This window comes from Pseudomonas sp. WS 5021 (assembly GCF_012985535.1).
Taxonomy (GTDB): Bacteria; Pseudomonadota; Gammaproteobacteria; order Pseudomonadales; family Pseudomonadaceae; genus Aquipseudomonas.
On record NZ_JAAQWP010000002.1, the window covers coordinates 448474 to 465768 of the forward strand.

A 17295-nucleotide genomic window follows, 5' to 3' on the forward strand; every position below is an offset into this window, starting at 1 on the left:
TCACATCATGGCTAACTTGTTCTCTGTGTTTTTTAACCTTCTAAACCCTGGCCGCAAGGCGCAGGCTTATGTGCCGGTTGCATTGACTTCAACAGCGCCGCAGATACCGTTGGAAGAGGCTCCCGCGTTAACGCAAACAAATGCCAATACACTGCAACCGTTGAAAAATTGGTGCCATCCCTTTAAGGGCAAAAGCAACTCACTGCTTCAATTAACCCAAATGGCCAAGGCCGCTACGGGCTACTACCCATTGGGCCGCAATGGCCTGTGGCACGGCGGGGTGCATTTCGACGGCGGCACGGCCGGTACCTTGGATCAATCCAGCGTGCATTGCCTGGCCGACGGCGACGTGGTGGCCTACCGCATCGATGAACGCTCGCCGACCACCACTTACTTCACTGAAGAACTGTGTGTACCCAAGCCATTTTCACGTAACTTTGTGCTGGTCCGCCATCGCCTCCAAGCACCCCAGATTGAAGGGAGCCCCGACGTACCGCCGAGCCTAATCTTTTATAGCCTGTATATGCACTTGCAGGACTGGGCGGTTTATCGGAATGACCCTTCCATCCTCCGTCCGGCATTTTGGCCCGAGGGGCAGACTCGGCGGGTCAAGATGACGGTTAGTGATGTACGCACAGGTCCTCCTGAGCAACGTGGCCTGAATGTGCGTAACCAGGCGCGGGTCGGCAAGGTATTGGCGCTGCTGCCACAGGGCGCAGAAGTGACCGTCAGCGGGGAGGGTGAATACCGCAAGCTGGAAAGCACTAACGGGCCAGATGTGCTGAAAAAAGCCGACGGCTCACTGCTCGGTTTCCTTTCGGTTGATTATCTGGTCCCCGTCGTCGGAGATGAGTATCGGGTCAAAGCGACGCCTTCACTGCGCGTCCGCGCAGAAGCCAACACCAGAAGCGCCGTCCTTATGGAATTACCCGACGGCACGGAAGTTACCGTGAGCGGTGAAGGTCCGTTCCGCAAGTTGGAGCGTGTTAATCAATACGTTCATTTCAACTCGCTGGAAGGCGCCCCGGAACCGCTAGCCGACCGCATCGTGGTGCTCGATCAGCCCATCCCGATCAAGGCGGGCGATTTGATCGGACACATTGGTGAGTATCAAGGCGGCAATGCCGAGCACCCGGAAAAGAAGCTGCACCTGGAAGTGTTCAGTGCCGACCACGTGGAGCCATTTATCGAGGCAAGCCGTGCCTGGGCCCATCGACTGCCCGCCGCCAGCAAGACCTGGCTGAAATTCTCCAAGGGCACCGCAGTGGTGACGCATCAGGAGCGTTTCAACGCCACACAACCACCCACACTCAGCGCTGCCGGCACGCCCAGTGATGCTGATCTGCTGGTGCCCAAAAGCCTGATTGATGGCCTGCCGGCAGACAAAAAAATCGTAGTCACCGCAACGCCAGATCGAAGCGCCTGCAACTGGTATCGGCTTGATGGGCTATTCCACGACGAGAACGGTGTGTTACTCGATGGTTGGGTGCGTGAAGAAGTGGGCGTTACACCGTGGTTCAGTCCATGGTCGTGGGAGGGCTACGACGTCGTCTTCAACTATGACTCCCCTCGGCAAACCCTGGCGTCCTTTTTTCGGGCCGTAGGCCGTTTCAGTCAGGAGCAACTCGAACGCTACGGTAACTTGGCCGATAAGTCTGATGAAGGACGAATGAAGAATCGCCTGTACGACATCATCGATCGAGACCGTGATGGAGTGGTGACGGCTGAAGAGTTACAGGCAGCAATTGCTTTACCGGCGCACGCGCAGTCGTTGTCGCAACTGGTCATCCACTACGAAAGCGAGTGGCGCCACGAACCTTACAAGTGGGATGCACTGGACGATGTACTGGGGCATAGCGGCTCGACTCCACTTTTGAACTGGGTGGCGGAGAAGGAGCGGATCAAGGAGATCAGTTGGTGGAATGAGGTGGCGGAGGGAGTTGGATTGCCGAAACACGGCCAAGTTTATCATCTGCATCCGATAGGCATGCTTAGTTACTTTGCTGCAGCCTCTGAACGTCAACTAATAACCCGTGCCATGCTAAAAAAAGCGAGATCTACTATAGAAGACTCTTATTGTGATGCAATATTGCCTATCTTAAATAAATATGCAAAATTATATAGTGTTAATACTCCTCTTAGAGTTTCGCATCTGTTGGCGCAGGTTGGTCACGAAAGTGGGTTTAAGGTGCGGGAAGAAAACTTGAGCTATACACCAGTTCGCATGAGGAAAATTTTTGGCTGTCGAAATAATCAAGCCGGCTACGATGATTCAACGGATGAGTGTGTTTCTTTGCCGAGACTTCGCCCTAAACTTTGGAGTGATTCAGGCATGTATGCCAATAATCCAACTAATTTAGGAAGTTATGTTTATGCCAATAGGAATGGTAATGGAGATGAGGCAAGCCAAGAAGGATATAAATATCGCGGACGAGGAATTATTCAGTTGACTGGAAAAAACAATTATCGTGAGTATTCTCGTATACATAATCAAAAAGACCCTTCCGATCCTAGAGATTTTCTGGATAACCCAGATTTAATAGTCACCGATTTGAAGTATGGGGTTGAGTCAGCTTTTGTCTGGTGGAGCATGAGTGGAATGAATGATGTGATTGAGCGTTCGTACATATTGAGGACTGAAGAAAGAATTGCTGAGCATGTTGCAGATGTTTCGAGACGAGTGAATGGGGGTGTGATTGGGTTGGAGGAACGTGTTTCTCTTTTTAATGAGTTGCGGAGCATGGTTGAGTTGGAGCTGAATTCTTAATGGGTAAGCTTTTTTTATTCGTGCTGTTTGGATGTTCGGCGTCAATTTGTGCTGAAGGTGGGAGCTATTCTTTAAATCCAAGCTTCCATGATGCCCAGACAGTTGAGTTCGTGTCGATGGATGGCGAGCGTGGCCGAACTATAAAAGGCCGCCTGTCAGGTAAAAATGGAGTGCAGTACCATATTCCCGATGTGTGCGAGCCTGAGGGTGGGGAAGCTGCGCTAGTTGATGCTTATACTGTAAAAGGAAAGGAAAGTTATTTTCTATTTACTTGTGCTTGGAACGTTCAGCATTCTGGTGTTGGTATTGAGGGGGCCCAATATGAGACTTTCGTTTATACTCAGGGAAATCCAGGCTTAATAGTAAGGCAGGCGGAATTCTCCAGAAATTTGTCCGGTTATGAAGGGCGTTTAGAGGGTGGAGGTAGAAGCCACTTTTGGTACTCAAAGCGTAAAATTGCCAGTGTGAAAATGCTTGAGCTTGAGGCTGGAAAGTCGATGGACTCTATATCTCTGGCAAGTAGTGTTGTTCGAGATCGCCTGAGTGATGCAGATGTAGATGCAATAAAGGCCTATCTTGGGGGTGAGCGAATCCAGCAATTGCTTGTGGATTCTCCTGTCGGCAGATCTACTGTAGTTGCGTACAATGATATTGGCTACGCGTTGGCGTTCGCTGGTGAGGAAGTGATGGCGTATGAAATATTGAAAAGGGTAGAGGCAGTTGCTCCTGGTAGAGTTGTTCTCAAGTTAAATATTGCTGATGTATTATGGTCGTCCGACAAAAAACAGTCGAGGGTATACTATAAGCAATATGTTAGTTTGATGGGGGAGGCTGGAAAGGAAAGGTTAATTCCGTTAAGAGTGATTGAGCGTATTAATTCTAATTGATGGTGTGAAATGGCTAAGTTTTTGCCTCGTGTTGCAGGAGCGGTTGGTGCTGGCGCTTTTTAGTGGTGCGTATTGTAGACGCGGTTTGATGAGTCTGGAGTTTTTGAAAGGATTCCGAAGTGACCGTCAGTGGGGAGGGTGAATACCGCAAGCTGGAAAGCACTAATGGGCCAGATGTGCTGAAAAAAGCCGACGGCTCACTGCTCGGTTTCCTTTCGGTTGATTATCTGGTCCCCGTCGTCGGAGATGAGTATCGGGTCAAAGCGACGCCTTCACTGCGCGTCCGCGCAGAAGCCAACACCAGAAGCGCCGTCCTTATGGAGTTACCCGACGGCACGGAAGTTACCGTGAGCGGTGAAGGTCCGTTCCGCAAGTTGGAGCGTGTTAATCAATACGTTCATTTCAACTCGCTGGAAGGCGCCCCGGAACCGCTAACTGACCGCATCGTGGTGCTCGATCAGCCCTTCCCGATCAAGGCGGGCGATTTGATCGGACACATTGGCGAGTATCAAGGCGGCAATGCCGAGCACCCGGAAAAGAAGCTGCACCTGGAAGTGTTCAGTGCCGACCACGTGGAGCCATTTATCGAGGCAAGCCGTGCCTGGGCCCATCGACTGCCCGCCGCCAGCAAGACCTGGCTGAAATTCTCCAAGGGCACCGCAGTGGTGACGCATCAGGAGCGTTTCAACGGCACACAACCACCCACACTCAGCGCTGCCAGCACGCCCAGTGATGCTGATCTGCGGGTGCCCAAAAGCCTGATTGATGGCCTGCCGGCAGACAAAAAAATCGTAGTCACCGCAATGCCAGATCGAAGCGCCTGCAACTGGTATCGACTTGATGGGCTATTCCACGACGAGAACGGTGTGTTACTCGATGGTTGGGTGCGTGAAGAAGTGGGCGTTACACCGTGGTTCAGTCCATGGTCGTGGGAGGGCTACGACGTCGTCTTCAACTATGACTCCCCTCGGCAAACCCTGGCGTCCTTTTTTCGGGCCGTAGGCCGTTTCAGTCAGGAGCAACTCGAACGCTACGGTAACTTGGCCGATAAGTCGGATGAAGGACGGATGAAAAATCGCCTGTACGACATCATCGATCGAGACCGTGATGGAGTGGTGACGGCTGAAGAGTTACAGGCAGCGATTGCTTTACCGGCGCACGCGCAATCGTTGTCGCAACTGATCATCCACTACGAAAGCGAGTGGCGCCACGAACCTTACAAGTGGGATGCACTGGACGATGTACTGGGGCATAGCGGCTCGACTCCACTTTTGAACTGGGTGGCGGAGAAGGAGCGGATCAAGGAGATCAGTTGGTGGAATGAGGTGGCACCGGAAGTGGGGTTGCCGGTGGATGGCCGGGTTTATCACTTGCATCCGGTGGGATTAGTTAATCACTTATTTATTAGTGTGCAGGGGGTTCTGAATTGCAAAAAATGCGGCGCCATGATCAATTTAACGAGAGGATTTTTTGAGGATATATGCGGCAATGCTGTCAATCCTGAATTCATTAGTGCAATGGTGGGTGCTTCCAGGAGTATGTTCAATAAATATGGTGTAAATAGTTGCGCCCAAATCACACATTTATTGGCTCAAGCAAAGAAGGAGACAGGGGGGGTTGTGAGTTTTCGAGAGTCGCTGAATTACTCAAGAAGAACCTACACAGCTGATAAGCTTTATAAGCTTTCTCCGACGGTAATCAATGCAGGTTTCTCTAGGGTGGGACTCAGCTTTGTCAGTAAAGAGGAGAAGTTAAAGTGGATAGATGAGAATTTGCTGGGGAACGATGCTGCATATGGTGTGCACTGCTACGGAAGCACCGAACAGCCAGGAAAGGATTTTAGAGGGCGAGGATTGATACATCTTACTCATTATGAGACGTACAAAAAAGTGCGCCAAAGAAACGGGGCTTAAAATTGATGTAATGCCGGAACTTTTAGAGAGCGACTTTGCGGTAGCTATAGAGACTGCTCTATGGTTTTGGCAAGGAAAAAATATTGCGTTAATTGCCGAAGATACTTCTCTGTCTGAGAGCGCTGCCGTAATTGCTGTGACGCGACCTATTAATGTCGGATTGGCGGGTTTGCCTGAGCGGCAACAATACAAACGAGATATTACACCTATTTTCTTTCATCACTTTGAAACTGAGTGTACTAAAAATGTTTAAGTTACTAACTTTTATGATTCTCTGTGTTTTAGTTTTGCCGGCTGCGGTGTTTGGCCGCACATGCGATGATCTTGGGGGCGGGCAAGCTTATCAACCTATGGATTTTAATGGTTCAACAGTATGCTTCGTTTTTACAAAGACTCCTACGGAGGAGGGGCAGTTGTCACGCGATCCTGATGGTATCGCAATTTACTCATTATCCAAATCTGAAAAATCAAGGCTGGTGTATGAGTTTCCATACGCAGGAACAAAAGGAAAAATCAATGATGCCTTCGCTATTTTTGTGAGTGCAGCGAGCGAAGAAATGTTTTTTGTAATACACAGTGTGGAAGCGCCGAGAGCATGGGATGTTATAAGTGATGTTTATGATGTGAGTGTGTTTGTTTTTGAAGGCGGCGCTTTAGTTAGAGACGAGTTGCGGTCAGGTTTTTTTGATATGGGTGGAGATATGAAAGATAATGTTGGGGAGTTATCTTACGTATACCCTTATAAGGATAAGATTTCAGTCAGTAAAGCTGTGCGATCAATTTTGTTTGAGGTGGCAGGAATGCCTGTGCCCATTAGCGGTGTGGTTAAAGAAAAGTCGTTTTTATATGGTTCTGATACTGAGCCCGTGATACAGGAGCCGAGCAGAGTGTACTTGATTAAGGGTGATGAGGTAGCAGTGGAGCAATCCATGGCAGGTTGGTGCAAAGTTTCATTTGTCACAAAAGTAAAAAGGGTCCAAAAATGGATGCAATGTAAGTCAATAGCTTTTTCGGAAAGACAATGATTTGTAGGCTCTGTGAGGTTAGTTTGGTGGCTGTTTTCGGCTCGTAATGGTATGCGCCAAGCAATATGTTTAAAAGCGTATAACGATGATTGCTCTTGGGTTTTAAATGTGTTTGACAGATGTGGCTCCTGCGCAAGGTAAGTAATTTAATTGCTTCGTGAGAGAGATTAAACATGAAAAACGTTATCCGCATAGGTGACAAAACAACTGGCGGCGACACTGTTCTATCAGGATCCACTGTCATGAATTTCAGAGGCATTGGTGCCCGACCCGGTGGACTGTCTGATCCCCGGCCATGGTCGAACGGAGATTGCCGAGGGCCATCCAGCGTTTCACGACCACGGCATTCCGGTCGCGTTTCATGGGCATCGTTGCGCGTGTGGCTGCACCTTGATTTCTTCTTTGCCTCAAGTGAGTGCGAGTTAGTAATGCCGGTCAGATTGGATCAAGTCCCAGCACCGTCGCCACGACCTTCGCAGCCTAGGGGTTGGCTTTGGTTAGGCCTACTGCCACTGCTGCTTTTGCTGCTTGGTGTTTAGGACGTTTTTGTTCGGTACTCAATCGTTACGGGAGCATCCCGCGAATTTCTGGGGCATGGCTTTGGTGTAGCCGCTCTTGTGTTGGTGCTTACTGAGCTTCGGGCGTGTGTTGCTGTATTTCGTTCAACAGCAGGTCGCTGATGGTGGGATAAGGCACGTGAAGAGGATTTAATCCAAAAAATTTGGTGCGGTCGGCGTGTGCTGCAGGTACTGGGTGTAAGTCTACACACAGCTTTGAGCGAACTGGATGCGTCGGTAACGACACTACTCGGTTCCTTGCGCGGCGAGGTCAAGGCGATCACGGCCCAGCCGTCCAGGAAAGGTCAAACTGTGTCGCGTCACAGCCGGATAGCAGGCGATGCGGATGACACTCTTGAGCAGGCGTTACTAAGGCTATTAAAGCAAGCGTCTGATTCGCGATCCAACCACCGCCGATCTTCGTCAGCAACTCAACGCGCTGGTCAAGCTGCAACCGGACCATTCCGAGCGCGCTGAACGCGCCCGGCAGACCTACGACCAGCTCAAGGCCCACCTGATGCTGGCCCGTCCGGACAAAGCCGACGCTGATCTGCTGGTCAAAACCCTGGCCAACGTCGAATCCTCCGCCCTGGTGTTGTGCCAGGCCTCTGGCAAACCCTGTCACCCACGCTTTGGCATTTCTATGGCTAGCACCTGGCCGCCAACCCCGCTTGGCGCATCGAGCAGTTTCTAAAGCGGCAATTGAGCGGCGTGTTGCGCAAGGAGGGCAGTCAGTGGGTTGTGGACCCACGTCATCGCCAAGAGTTACGTTTCAACCCGGCGTTTCTCAGCGCCATCAACCAGCTCAGCGACCTCGCCGATGTGCTCTACACCGACGGCGGCATGGGGCTGAGTTTCGAGCTGCAAGGCAAAACGGTGCGCGATGTGGTGCAGACCACCTTCATCCTCAACGGCGACCGGCACCAGTATTTCAACTAGAAGGAAAGTTGGCAGCGCTTCCACTGGCCGGGCCACAGCGACTATCCGGGCGTGAGCCTGAGCTGGACCAGCGTGCATGCCGGCGAGCGTCTGTTCGGCGACTACTCTGATACCTGGGACCTGATCCGCTGGCTGGGAAACGCCCAGGTCACGCCGTTGGACGACAATCACAGCCGCTATCGCCTGCTGCTCAAGGCGCCGGATGGCTTGAGCCTGACCTGGCACCTGCGCACGGAATTGGATGCGGGACCACTGGCGGTGCTCAAGTTGAGAGGCTTCAAGTTGCCGCAACAGATATTTCTCAGCTCAAATGACACTTGAGCCCGTTGAGTATGGTGCCGTGGGGCTTAGGTGGTCCCCGGTACATTCGGCCAAAGATCCGCCACCAGAAACAGCCGCTCCGCTTCCTGCCAATCCCCACCGTTGTGCATCATGCGCACCAACAGTTGCGCCGGCGCCATCGGATCAAGGTCGGCCAGCCAGCGCTGCATCTGCTCCTCACTCCAGATTTCCCCTGCCGGGTAATGCGCCGGCGCGAGCCAGGCATGGCGGGGCAGGGGTTGCCAGCGGCCCGGAGGGCTGGCCTTGATAAAATCCAGCCAATCGCGCTGATGCAACCAGCTCCCACGCAAATGCTGTGGATGGGCACCGAGGGGCGGTTCGGCCTCGCCGGGCCAGGGGTACAGCAGGTAGCCGCCGAGCCACAGATGGGCGGTGAAATCCCTAATATCCAGGGCCGCCAGCATCTGCCGGCTTTGCGCGCTCGCCGAGATGGGCAGTTGATGGTCGGCCAGATGGGCCAGCTTGCGGTCCAGGCGGTCGTGACAACCGGGGCCCAGCCATTGCGCGGTATCACGGCCGTCGCCCTCTTGCGGGCCCAGGTAGAGCTTGATCGCCAGTTCCAGATGATGCACCCCGTCACGGTCGCGCAGCAGCATGTCCAGTTCCCCCAGGGTATGGCCGGCCTGGCGGATAGGCAGGTTGGCCGCGAGCAATTCCACGCCGGGCGCGTGTTGCACGGCAAATTGCCACAGGCGTTCGTAATACAGGCCCAGGCGCCGGGTACGTGCCAGGCTCAGCCAGTGCAGCAGGGGGCTGCTGTCCTGGTCCAGTTGCCGCAGCCATTGTTCCAGTGCCGCGGGTTGCTGCACCCAATCGCTGCCGGCCAGGGGATGGCGTTGCGGCCAGGGTGTTTGTTCCAGCATCGGCGGGGCGAGGATCACCCACGCCAGGTCCCGCACTTCGGGATGACGCAATTGACGGGGCAGGTACTGCAGGTCGGGAAACGGATTCATGGTCCGAGCATAGCTGTTTCCTACTCGCTGCGGGACCGTGGCGGGTGTTGAGAACCGTTGTCGTCTGGGCCCCGTGGCGACAAAGGATTTTGTCTAATGCGGCCTTTCGCCCATAATCGTTCTTTTTGCCAGACCCAAACCCTGCAGGAGCCCCATGGAGCAATTTCGCAATATCGGCATCATCGGTCGCCTGGGCAGTACCCAGGTTCTGGACACGGTCCGCCGGCTGAAAAAGTTTCTGCTTGAGCGCCACCTGCATGTGATCCTCGAAGACACCATCGCCGAGATTCTGCCGGGCCACGGCCTGCAGACCTCATCGCGCAAGATGCTCGGTGAAGTCTGCGATATGGTGATCGTGGTCGGCGGCGACGGCAGCCTGCTGGGCGCCGCCCGGGCCCTGGCGCGGCATAACGTGCCGGTGCTGGGGATCAACCGGGGCAGCCTGGGGTTCCTCACCGATATCCGCCCTGACGACCTGGAAGTCGAAGTGGCCAAGGTGCTGGACGGCCACTACCTGGTAGAAAACCGCTTCCTGCTGCAAGCCGAAGTGCGCCGCCATGGCGAAGCCATCGGCCAGGGCGATGCCCTCAACGATGTGGTGCTGCACCCCGGCAAGTCGACGCGGATGATCGAGTTCGAGTTGTATATCGACGGCCAGTTCGTTTGCAGCCAGAAGGCCGACGGCCTGATCGTCGCCACGCCCACCGGTTCCACGGCCTATGCGCTGTCAGCCGGCGGGCCGATCATGCATCCCAAGCTCGATGCCATTGTGATCGTGCCGATGTACCCCCATATGTTGTCGAGTCGGCCGATTGTGGTCGATGGCAACAGTGAGCTGAAAATCGTGGTCTCCAAAGACATGCAGATCTACCCGCAAGTCTCCTGTGACGGGCAGAACCACTTTACCTGCGCCCCCGGTGACACCATCACCGTGAGCAAAAAAGCGCAGAAGCTGCGGTTGATCCACCCGCTGGATCACAACTACTACGAAGTGTGCCGCACCAAGCTGGGCTGGGGCAGCCGCTTGGGGGGTGGAGGCGACTGATGCTCGATCCCGCGCGTAGCTACGACCTGATTGGTGACGTGCACGGTTGCGCTCATACCCTTGAGCACCTGCTCGACCAGATGGGTTACCACAAGCAGGGCGGCACCTGGCGCCATCCCTCCCGCATGGCGGTGTTCCTGGGCGATATCATCGACCGTGGCCCGCGCATCCGCGAGGCACTGCATATCGTCCACGACATGGCCGAAGCCGGCCAGGCGCTGTGCATCATGGGCAACCATGAGTTCAACGCCCTGGGCTGGAGCACCCTGGCGCCGCCCGGCAGTGGCAAGCAGTACGTGCGTGAACATTCGCCACGCCACGCGCGGCTGATCCACGAGACCCTGACCCAGTTCGAACACCACCCCGGCGACTGGCATGACTTCCTCGGCTGGTTCTACGACATGCCGTTGTTTGTCGATGCCGGGCGTTTTCGCGTGGTGCACGCCTGCTGGGATGCGGGGCTGATCGAACCGCTGCGGGGGCAGTTCCCCGACGGCTGTATCGACGAGCATTTCCTACAGGCGGCGGCGGTGCCGGGCAGCTTTGCCTGCAATGCCTTCGATCGCCTGCTACGCGGTACCGATATGCGCCTGCCGGACGGCCTGACGCTGACCGGTGGCGATGGCCTGACCCGTTCGTTCTTTCGCACCAAGTTCTGGGAAGACGACCCGAAGACCTACGGCGATATTGTGTTCCAGCCCGATGCCTTGCCCGACCCGGTGGCCCGTACGCCGTTGTCCTCGACCGAGAAAAACTCCCTGCTGCGCTATGGCGTGGATGAGCCGCTGCTGTTTGTCGGCCACTACTGGCGCAGCGGCAAACCGGCGCCGATCCGCCCGAACTTGGCCTGCCTGGACTACAGCGCAGTGCTCTACGGCAAGCTGGTGGCGTATCGCCTGGATCAGGAAACCTGCCTGGACCCCAACAAGTTCGTATGGGTCGATGTCGAGCGCCCTGAGGTGATTCATGAGTAACGTGGCCGTTTTACGCTTGCCGCTGACGGTTGACCTGGCTGGATTCGTCAAACTGTTGCAGCGCATGCAGGTGCCCCATCGCGTCAGCGAAGAGGCCGGCGAGCAGGTGCTCTGGGTGCCGGACGCGATCAGCGAAGACGTGCGCAGCCTGTATCAGCGTTTCCCTGCCGGCGATCCGCACCAGCAGCTGGATATTCCCCAGGAACCGGTAGCCAAGCGCGCCGGTTTTCTCCAGCAGTTGCGCCACAGCCCACTGACCGCGGGTGTGTTGCTGCTGAGCCTGATCGTCGGTGCGGTCACGATGCTTGGCGACAACCTGCAAGCCATGAGCTGGCTGACGTTCCTGAATTTCCACGTGGCCGGTGAATACCTGTACTTCACGCCCCTGGCCGACAGCCTGGCGGCGGGGCAGTGGTGGCGGTTGGTGACGCCGATGCTGATCCATTTCGGCATCCTCCACCTGGCGATGAATGGCATGTGGTACTGGGAACTGGGGCGGCGGATCGAGGCGCGCCAAGGCAGTATCAACCTGCTGGGCCTGACGTTGCTGTTCAGCCTGGCCTCCAACTACGCGCAATATACCTTTGGCGGCCCGGGCCTGTTCGGCGGCTTGTCTGGCGTGTTGTACGGCTTGCTCGGCCATTGCTGGATCTACCAGATGCTCGCGCCCAACCCGGCGTATCGCCTGCCGCGTGGCGTGCTGGTGATGATGCTGGTGTGGTTGGTGCTGTGCCTGTCGGGCCTGGTCTCGATGATCGGCTTCGGCGAAATCGCCAATGCGGCCCATGTCGGCGGCCTGGTGGCGGGTTGCATCACCGGTTTGCTCGGCGGGTTGTACAGCCGCCATAAACGTAACGCTTGAATCTCTGCCCATTATTTAAAGGAAGAGTCTTATGTCCTCTTTTGCTGAAATGATCGAAAACATCACCCCGGATATCTACCAGAGCCTCAAGCTCGCCGTGGAAATCGGCAAATGGTCCGATGGCCGCAAGCTCACCGCCGAACAGCGTGAGCTGTCGTTGCAGGCGATGATCGCCTGGGAGCTGCAAAACCTGCCGGAAGACCAGCGCACCGGCTACATGGGCCCGCAGGAATGCCAATCGAAGTCGACCCCGGTGGAAAACATCCTGTTCAAGTCGGATGCCATCCATTGATTGAGATTGGCCGTGGTGCAGTCAGCAAGATGTCGGCGCAACTGGGTTCGCCGACCGTTCAATACGCTTTTCGCCTGGGCGACACCGAGGTGCCGGTCAACCCGTTGATTGGCACTCATGTGCGCCTGGAATACCTCGGTGCGATCCACTGCACTCACTGCGGGCGCAAGACCAAGACCAGCTTCAGCCAGGGCTATTGCTACCCGTGCATGACCAAGCTGGCCCAGTGCGACCTGTGCATCATGAGCCCCGAGCGCTGCCATTTCGATGCCGGCACCTGCCGCGATCCGGCCTGGGGCGAAAAATTCTGCATGACCGACCATGTGGTGTACCTGGCGAACTCGTCGGGGATCAAGGTCGGCATCACCCGCGCCACCCAACTGCCCACGCGCTGGCTGGACCAGGGCGCGAGCCAGGCACTGCCGATCATGCGCGTAGCCACGCGCCAGCAATCGGGCTTTGTCGAAGATGTGCTGCGCAGCCAGGTCGCCGACAAGACCAACTGGCGCGCCTTGCTCAAGGGTGACGCGGCAGCGGTAGACCTTGCGCAGGTTCGCGACGAGCTGTTCGTCTCCTGCTCCGACGGCCTGCTGCAATTGCAGGAACGCTTCGGCCTGCAGGCCATCCAACCGGTAACCGATATCGAGCCCCTCGAAATCCGCTACCCGGTGGAGCAATATCCAACCAAGATCGTCAGCTTCAACCTGGACAAGAACCCGATTGCCGAAGGCACGCTGCTGGGGATCAAGGGCCAATACCTGATCTTCGATACCGGCGTTATCAATATTCGTAAATACACGGCTTACCAGCTCGCCGTGCATCAGTAGAAGGATTTCACGCATGCGCACCGAACAACCGAAGATGATTTACCTGAAGGACTATCAGGCGCCCGAGTACCTGATCGACGAGACCCACCTGACCTTCGAGTTGTTCGAGGACCATAGCCTGGTCCACGCGCAGCTGGTGATGCGCCGCAATCCCGAGCGCGGCACCGGCCTGCCGCCGCTGGTACTCGATGGCCAGCAGTTGGAACTGCTGAGCGTGGCCCTGGGTGACCAGGAACTGAGCGCCGCCGACTACCAGTTGAGCGACAGCCACCTGACGTTGCAACCGACCAGCGAGCGCTTCACGGTCGACACCAGCGTGCGCATCCATCCGCAAACCAACACCGCCCTGGAAGGCTTGTACAAGTCCGGCGGCATGTTCTGCACCCAATGCGAGGCCGAAGGTTTTCGCAAGATCACCTACTACCTGGACCGCCCGGACGTGATGAGCACGTTCACCACCACCGTGATCGCCGAGCAACACAGCTATCCGGTGTTGCTGTCCAACGGCAACCCGATTGCCAGCGGCCCCGGCGAAGACGGCCGGCACTGGGCGACCTGGGAAGACCCGTTCAAGAAACCGGCCTACCTGTTCGCCCTGGTGGCCGGCGACCTGTGGTGCGTCGAAGACACCTTCACCACCATGAGCCAGCGCACCGTCGCTCTGCGCATCTATGTCGAGCCGGAAAACATCGACAAGTGCCAGCACGCCATGAACAGCCTGAAGAAGTCCATGCGCTGGGATGAAGAGGTCTACGGTCGCGAATACGACCTGGATATCTTCATGATCGTCGCGGTCAACGATTTCAACATGGGCGCCATGGAAAACAAGGGCCTGAACATCTTCAACTCCAGCGCCGTGCTGGCCCGCGCCGAAACCGCGACCGACGCCGCGCACCAGCGGGTAGAAGCCATCGTCGCCCACGAATACTTCCACAACTGGTCGGGCAACCGCGTGACCTGCCGCGACTGGTTCCAGCTGTCGCTCAAGGAAGGTTTCACGGTGTTCCGCGATTCGCACTTCTCTGCGGATATGAACTCGGCCACCGTCAAGCGTATCCAGGATGTGGCCTACCTGCGCACTCACCAATTCGCTGAAGATGCAGGGCCGATGGCCCACGCCGTGCGCCCGGACAGCTTTATCGAGATTTCCAACTTCTACACCCTGACCGTGTACGAAAAGGGTTCGGAAGTAGTCGGCATGATCCACACCTTGCTCGGTGCCGAGGGTTTCCGCAAAGGCAGCGACCTGTACTTTGAGCGCCACGACGGCCAGGCCGTGACCTGCGACGACTTCATCAAGGCCATGGAAGATGCCAACGGCGCCGACCTGACCCAGTTCAAGCGCTGGTACAGCCAGGCCGGCACCCCGCGCCTGGTGGTGAGCGAGTCCTACGACGCTGGCGCCAAAACTTACAGCCTGACCTTGCGCCAGAGCTGCCCGCAAACCCCGGACAACGTGGAAAAACTGCCGTTCGTGATTCCCGTGGCCCTGGGCCTGCTGGATGCCAAGGGCGTCGACCTACCGTTGCGTCTGGCCGGTGAAGCCGCTGCGCAGGGCACCTCGCGGGTATTGTCGGTGACTGAAGCCGAGCAGACATTCACCTTCGTCGATATCGCCGAACAGCCGTTGCCGTCGCTGTTGCGCGGCTTCTCGGCGCCGGTGAAGCTGAGCTTCCCCTACAGCCGTGACCAGTTGATGTTCCTGATGCAGCACGACAGTGACGGTTTCAATCGCTGGGAGGCGGGCCAGCAACTGGCGGTGCAGGTGTTGCAGGACCTGATCGGCCAACACCAGCAGGGCCAGGCCCTGGTGCTCGATCAACGGTTGGTCAACGCACTGCGTAGCGTGCTGAGCGATGAAAGCCTGGACCAGGCCATGGTCGCGGAAATGTTGTCGTTGCCGGGCGAGGCCTACCTGACCGAAATCAGCGAAGTGGCTGACGTCGACGCGATCCACGCCGCCCGCGAGTTTGCGCGCCAGCAGTTGGCCGACCAACTGTTCGAAGGCTTGTGGCTGCGCTACCAGGCCAACCGCGACCTGTCGCGCAACACGCCTTACGTGGCCTCGGCAGAGCACTTCGCGCGCCGCGCCCTGCAGAACATCGCGCTGTCGTACTTGATGCTCAGCGGCAAGCCAGAAGTGCTGGCCGCAACCCTGGAGCAGTTCGACGCGTGTGACAACATGACCGAACGCCTGACGGCACTGGCGGTGCTGGTCAACTCGCCGTTCGACGCCGAGAAGGCCAAGGCCCTGCAAGTGTTTGCCGAGAACTTCAAGGACAACCCGCTGGTCATGGACCAATGGTTCAGCGTCCAGGCCGGCAGCGTGTTGCCGGGCGGGCTCGCGCGGGTCAAAGCGCTGATGCAGCACCCGGCGTTCAATATCAAGAACCCGAACAAGGTGCGCGCGCTGGTCGGCGCCTTCGCCGGGCAGAACCTGATCAACTTCCACGCGGCCGATGGCTCGGGCTATCGCTTCCTGGCGGACCTGGTCATCGAGCTGAATGCCTTCAACCCGCAGATTGCCTCGCGGCAGTTGGCGCCGTTGACCCGCTGGCGCAAATACGACAGCGCCCGCCAGGCGCTGATGAAGGCGGAACTGGAGCGCATCCGCGGTTCGGGCGAGCTGTCCAGCGATGTGTTCGAGGTGGTCAGTAAAAGCCTCGCATGACGCCTGACTCACCGCTGGCTGCCTACCAACAGGCCCTGGCCGATGGTTTTGTGGCTGACGACGCGCAACGCCGAGCGGTTGAGGCGTTGCAGGCCTGCCATGCGGCATTGCACCAAGCCGCCGACGCACCGGTCACCGGGGTTTATCTGTGGGGGCCGGTGGGGCGGGGCAAGACCTGGCTGATGGATCAGTTCCACCAGAGCCTGCGGGTGCCTGCGCGACGCCAGCACTTTCATCACTTCATGGGCTGGGTCCATCAACGCCTGTTCCAATTGACCGGCACCCCGGACCCGTTGCAGGCGCTGGCCCGCGAGTTGAGTCGCGAGGTGCGGGTACTGTGTTTCGACGAACTGTTCGTCAATGACATTGGCGACGCAATCATCCTCGGGCGCCTGTTCCAGGTAATGTTCGACGAAGGGGTGGTGATGGTCTGCACGTCCAACCAGCCGCCAGGGCAGTTGTACGCCGATGGGTTCAACCGCGAGCGCTTCGTGCCGGCTATCGAGGCGATCCAGGCGCATATGCAGGTGGTGGCGGTTGATGGCAGTGAGGATCACCGCTTGCATCCGGGCACGGCCGTGCAGCGCTATTGGGTGGATCAACCCGAGGCGTTGGCCAGGGTCTTTGAGGATTTGAGCAAAGGCCAGGCCTTAAGCAGTGCACCGGTGAGCGTGGGCTCGCGTGTGATTGCCACGGTGCGGTCCAGCGAAAACATCCTGTGGTGCCGCTACGCTGACCTGTGCGAGCAACCGTTGGCGGCCATGGATTTCATGCTGTTGTGTGATCGCTATCGTGCCATTTTACTGGGCGAAGTCCCCGGCTTGAGCGCCTCGACACGCCCTGGACGGATTGCCCGTGGTACCGAGGATGGCGCCCAGCGCGTGGAGGCGGGCGACCGTGAGTTGCCGGCGCTGTCGGTGCACGACGACAGCGTGCGGCGGTTTATCGCCCTGGTCGATGAGTGCTACGACCGCAAGGTGGCGCTGTACATCGAAGCCAAGGTGCCCTTGGCTGAGCTATACACCGAGGGTTACCTGGAATTTGCATTCCGCCGCACCCTCAGTCGTTTGCAAGAGATGCAGTTGCAACGTTTTGGTCAGTGATGGCTATTTGCCCATGCTCACTGGCGTTTACTTGTTGGCTTTTTCCCGCGCCAACTTGTAGTTAATCTCCTTCATCTAACGCCTACACCGCGCTTACAATCGAGCTTTTGCGGGGAGCTCATCCCTGCCGGGCAGTTA

15 protein-coding genes and 1 pseudogene are annotated in these 17295 nt (G+C 56.9%); 15 read left to right on the plus strand and 1 reads right to left on the minus strand.

The features are described from left to right. Positions 1-7 precede the first annotated feature (7 nt). The 8 genes and pseudogenes from HBO19_RS08330 to HBO19_RS08365 all read left to right on the plus strand — a co-directional run. A complete protein-coding gene (locus HBO19_RS08330; RefSeq protein WP_170057267.1) occupies positions 8-2767 on the plus strand; it encodes a hypothetical protein in 2760 nt (919 codons plus the stop codon). Further along, entirely contained in the window at positions 2767-3654 is an 888-nt protein-coding gene (locus tag HBO19_RS08335; protein ID WP_170057268.1) for a hypothetical protein, read from the plus strand. The genes HBO19_RS08330 and HBO19_RS08335 overlap by 1 nt, the downstream gene beginning before the upstream one ends. 119 nt (positions 3655-3773) lie before the next feature. Beyond that, the gene (locus tag HBO19_RS08340; protein WP_170057269.1) at positions 3774-5567 is read left to right on the plus strand and encodes a hypothetical protein; all 1794 of its coding nucleotides are present in this window, start codon (positions 3774-3776) and stop codon (positions 5565-5567) included. Then, the gene (locus HBO19_RS08345; RefSeq protein ID WP_170057270.1) at positions 5527-5820 is read left to right on the plus strand and encodes a hypothetical protein; all 294 of its coding nucleotides are present in this window, start codon (positions 5527-5529) and stop codon (positions 5818-5820) included. The genes HBO19_RS08340 and HBO19_RS08345 overlap by 41 nt, the downstream gene beginning before the upstream one ends. Then, positions 5813-6592: a hypothetical protein gene (locus HBO19_RS08350; protein WP_169951953.1), complete on the plus strand. Its 780-nt coding sequence runs from the start codon at positions 5813-5815 to the stop codon at positions 6590-6592. The genes HBO19_RS08345 and HBO19_RS08350 overlap by 8 nt, the downstream gene beginning before the upstream one ends. A 273-nt stretch (positions 6593-6865) precedes the next feature. Continuing rightward, the gene (locus tag HBO19_RS08355; RefSeq protein ID WP_346266487.1) at positions 6866-7018 is read left to right on the plus strand and encodes a PAAR domain-containing protein; all 153 of its coding nucleotides are present in this window, start codon (positions 6866-6868) and stop codon (positions 7016-7018) included. Positions 7019-7666: 648 nt separating this feature from the next. Continuing rightward, positions 7667-7843 carry a hypothetical protein gene (locus HBO19_RS28440; protein WP_262386243.1) on the plus strand — a complete coding sequence of 59 codons (177 nt, stop codon included), beginning with the start codon at positions 7667-7669 and terminating at the stop codon, positions 7841-7843. Further along, a pseudogene (locus tag HBO19_RS08365) lies at positions 7825-8409 on the plus strand (type VI secretion IcmF C-terminal domain-containing protein); the annotation flags it as partial. The gene HBO19_RS28440 and the pseudogene HBO19_RS08365, both read left to right, overlap by 19 nt. 26 nt (positions 8410-8435) lie before the next feature. Here HBO19_RS08365 and HBO19_RS08370 read toward each other — a convergent pair. Then, positions 8436-9383, minus strand: coding sequence for a DUF1853 family protein (locus tag HBO19_RS08370; protein ID WP_170057271.1), 948 nt, complete (start codon positions 9381-9383; stop codon positions 8436-8438). A 154-nt stretch (positions 9384-9537) separates the two neighbouring features. On the opposite strand from HBO19_RS08370, the gene HBO19_RS08375 reads away from it, so the two are divergent. The 7 genes from HBO19_RS08375 to zapE are packed head-to-tail and all read left to right on the plus strand — an operon-like array spanning position 9538 to position 17157. Continuing rightward, on the plus strand, positions 9538-10428 hold the full coding sequence (locus tag HBO19_RS08375; protein ID WP_010210870.1) for an NAD(+) kinase: 891 nt from the start codon (positions 9538-9540) through the stop codon (positions 10426-10428). Then, positions 10425-11402, plus strand: coding sequence for a metallophosphoesterase (locus HBO19_RS08380; RefSeq protein WP_170041613.1), 978 nt, complete (start codon positions 10425-10427; stop codon positions 11400-11402). The genes HBO19_RS08375 and HBO19_RS08380 overlap by 4 nt, the downstream gene beginning before the upstream one ends. Beyond that, positions 11395-12264, plus strand: a complete 870-nt coding sequence (locus HBO19_RS08385) for a rhomboid family intramembrane serine protease (RefSeq protein WP_169951949.1) — start codon at positions 11395-11397, stop codon at positions 12262-12264. The genes HBO19_RS08380 and HBO19_RS08385 overlap by 8 nt, the downstream gene beginning before the upstream one ends. A 31-nt stretch (positions 12265-12295) precedes the next feature. After that, positions 12296-12556, plus strand: coding sequence for a DUF1315 family protein (locus HBO19_RS08390; RefSeq protein ID WP_029291449.1), 261 nt, complete (start codon positions 12296-12298; stop codon positions 12554-12556). After that, positions 12553-13383: a DUF2797 domain-containing protein gene (locus tag HBO19_RS08395; RefSeq protein ID WP_178121140.1), complete on the plus strand. Its 831-nt coding sequence runs from the start codon at positions 12553-12555 to the stop codon at positions 13381-13383. Before HBO19_RS08390 ends, HBO19_RS08395 begins: the two co-directional genes overlap by 4 nt. 13 nt (positions 13384-13396) lie before the next feature. Then, a complete protein-coding gene (pepN, locus tag HBO19_RS08400) occupies positions 13397-16054 on the plus strand; it encodes an aminopeptidase N (protein WP_170057272.1) in 2658 nt (885 codons plus the stop codon). Further along, complete coding sequence (gene zapE / locus HBO19_RS08405) at positions 16051-17157, plus strand: cell division protein ZapE (protein ID WP_170057273.1); 1107 nt, start codon at positions 16051-16053, stop codon at positions 17155-17157. The genes pepN and zapE overlap by 4 nt, the downstream gene beginning before the upstream one ends. Positions 17158-17295: the final 138 nt, after the last annotated feature.